The 2,834-nt window shown below is 70.0% G+C and carries 3 protein-coding genes; all 3 read right to left on the reverse strand.

Features of this window, described 5'->3' with window-relative positions; all coding sequences use genetic code 11:
* Nucleotides 1–512: ATP-binding protein (locus EQG76_RS00090; RefSeq protein WP_235031126.1), on the reverse strand; the 512-nt coding region annotated here is incomplete at its 3' end.
* Nucleotides 505–1,671 carry a DNA replication/repair protein RecF gene (gene recF / locus EQG76_RS00095; RefSeq protein WP_159709479.1) on the reverse strand — a complete coding sequence of 389 codons (1,167 nt, stop codon included), beginning with the start codon at nucleotides 1,669–1,671 and terminating at the stop codon, nucleotides 505–507. The genes EQG76_RS00090 and recF, both read right to left, overlap by 8 nt.
* On the reverse strand, nucleotides 1,668–2,795 hold the full coding sequence (gene dnaN / locus EQG76_RS00100; RefSeq protein WP_159709481.1) for a DNA polymerase III subunit beta: 1,128 nt from the start codon (nucleotides 2,793–2,795) through the stop codon (nucleotides 1,668–1,670). The genes recF and dnaN overlap by 4 nt, the downstream gene beginning before the upstream one ends.
* Between the last annotated feature and the right edge of the window lie 39 nt (nucleotides 2,796–2,834).

Here is a 2,834-nt window from a genome sequence, read left to right on the forward strand (position 1 = left end):
TTGCCCTCGGCCGGGCCTACCACATCCAGTGGCGCCTCGGTCCGGCCGCCCTCGACGAAGCGGATGAAGTGCTCAAAGCCGTCGCGCCAGACCGTCAGGTCCAGCCGGTCGGACAGGGCGTTGACCACCGATACGCCGACGCCATGCAGGCCGCCCGACACCTTGTAGGAGTTCTTGTCGAACTTCCCGCCGGCATGGAGCACGGTCATGATCACCTCGGCGGCCGAGATGCCCATCTCCTGGTGGATGTCGACCGGGATGCCGCGGCCGTCGTCGACCACGGTACAGGAACCGTCGGCATTCAGCACCACCTCGACCCGGCTGGCATGGCCGGCCAGCACCTCGTCGATCGCATTGTCGACCACCTCGAACACCATGTGGTGCAGGCCGGAGCCGTCATCGGTGTCGCCGATATACATGCCCGGTCGCTTGCGGACCGCCTCCAGGCCCTCCAGGACCTTAATGGAGCTGGCGTCGTAGGTGGGGACGGAAAGAGTCGGCGTGTCAGACATGATCGGCGAGGTCGCCTTGGTGCAGGTGGAGGAAGGCAGCCTGGTCGCGCAGCGGCGCGAAGGGCGCATGGTCGGTTCCGGTCAGCCAGGTCTGGCCCGGCAAGGCGGTGATGCGGTCGAACAGCGCCTGGCGGCGCGGCTCGTCCAGATGGGCAGTGGCTTCGTCCAGCAGCAGGATCGGCACGAGGCTGCCGGCCCGGCGCTTGCGCGCGATCTCGCCCAGCACGATCGCGACCAGCAGGGCCTTCTGCCGGCCGGTCGAGCAGCGTGCCGCGGCCGTGCCGGTCTCGGCATCAATCGCAACCAGGTCGCTGCGATGTGGGCCGATCGAAGCGCCTCCCGCCTCGCGATCCACGTCCCGGCTGACCTGCAGACGGGCGGCCACCGCCTCCTCGACGTCCAGGGCCGGCCGATCCTCGAGCAGGGCTTCCAGCTCGCCCGCCAGTGCCAGCCGGACCGCGGGGAAGGGGCCGCCGGCTGCCGCCACCACACGGTCCAGGCTCTGCACCCGCTCGGCGCGCACTGCGGCGATCGCCACGGCATCGGCGGCCAGCCCAGCCTCCAGCGCATCCAGCCAAACGGCGTCCGGCCGGCCGCTGCGCAACACGGCGGACCGCTCGCGCAGGCGCCGCTCATAGCGCGCGGTGAGGCCGGCATAGGCCGGGTCGTCCGTGGCGATCAGCCGGTCGAGAAAGCGGCGGCGCTCGGCCGGCGGATCCTGGAACAATCGATCCTCCGCCGGGGTCAGCCAGATCACCCCGACAATGCCGGGCAGTTCCTCGCGCGCGGCGACATCGCGGCCATCCAGCCGGAAGCGGCGGCGCTCCTGACCGGGCTCCAGGCCCGTGGCGATCGTGTGCGGTCCGTCTGGACCTTCCATATGGGCATGAATCGCCCAGCCGCCAGCGCCACTGCTGCATGCCTGCTCGGTGGCTCGCGCCCGGCGCAGCCCGCGCCCCGGCGCCAGCATCGACACCGCTTCCAGCAGGTTGGTCTTGCCTGCACCATTGTCGCCATACAGCACGACCGGCCCGCTCGGCAGGTCGAGCCGGCGGTCGGCCAGATTGCGGAACCCGGTGAGCTGGAGGCGGCGCGCGGCGCAGGCAGGCGGGTGGGAAAAAGCGTCGGCAGCGGCAGGCGCGCTGGCGGAAGCGATCATACCCGCATCGGCATCAGCACGTAGATGGTGGCGACGTCTTCGGGATCGCGGATCAGGGTGGGCGAGGCGGGGCTCGCCATCTCCAGCCGGATCTGGTCGCCCTCGACCTGCTGGGTGATGTCCAGCACGTAGCGGGCGTTGAAGCCGATCTCGATCTCGCCGCCGGAGAGCTCGCAGTCGACCTCGTCCTGGGCGCGGCCGGCCTCGGCGCTCACCGCGGACGCCAGCACCCGGCCCTCGGAGAAGCCAAGCTTGACTGCGCGGACCTTGTCGGTCGCGACCGTCGACACCCGGTCAATCGCCACCGCGAAGGCCTTGGCGTCGACTAGCGCCGCCTTGTCGTTGGCGTGCGGGATGACCCGCTCATAATCGGGGAACACGCCGTCGATCAGGCGCGACACCAGCACGGTCGTGCCGATCTGGAAGCGGATGCGAGACGGTGAGAGGGCAATGCCGACCGCGGCGTCCTGGTCGAGCGCCTCGAGTAGGCGGCGGGCCTCGCCCACGGTCTTCTTCGGCACGATCACCGGCGGGATGCCCTTGGCACCCTCCGGCAGCGGCGTCTCGACCCGGGCCAGCCTGTGGCCGTCGGTCGCCACCGCGCGCAGCGTCGCTGCCGCGCCATCGCCACGGGTCGCATGCAGATGGACGCCGTTGAGATAGTAGCGGGTTTCCTCGCTGGACATGGCGAAGCGGGTCTTGTCCAGGAGCTTGCGCAGCACCTGGGCCGACAGCTCGAACGACACGCCCAGGTCCTCCTCATTCATCGCCGGGAACTCGTCGGCGGGCAGGGAGGGCAGGACGAAGGACGAGCGTCCCGAGCGCAGGTTCAGGTCGGCACTGCCATTGGGCTGTTCCAGCTCGACGATGGCGCCCTCGGCCAAGCGGCGGACGATCTCGTAGAGCGTGTGCGCGGCCACCGTGGTGGTACCGGGCTCGCTGATCTCGGCTGCCTCGCGCGAAACCAGGGTCAGGTCCATGTCGGTCGCGGTGAGCAGGAGCTCGCCGTCGCGCGCCTCCAGCCGAACATTGGACAGGATCGGGATCGTCGTGCGGCGTTCGACGACGCTCTGGACATAGCCGAGCGACTTGAGCAGGGGCGCGCGCTCGATGGTCAGCTTCATGGTCAGGGCAAGTCGCTATGCTCGAGGGAACCCCGAGCA

Origin of the sequence: Geminicoccus flavidas, from assembly GCF_009806515.1 — a bacterium.
Classification (GTDB): Bacteria; Pseudomonadota; Alphaproteobacteria; order Geminicoccales; family Geminicoccaceae; genus Geminicoccus; species Geminicoccus flavidus.

Coding starts and splice junctions, on each gene's coding strand:
- dnaN (WP_159709481.1), bottom strand. CDS start 2,795: ATGAAGCTGACCATCGAGCGCGCGCCCCTGCTCAAGTCGCTCGGCTAT.
- recF (WP_159709479.1), bottom strand. CDS start 1,671: ATGATCGCTTCCGCCAGCGCGCCTGCCGCTGCCGACGCTTTTTCCCAC.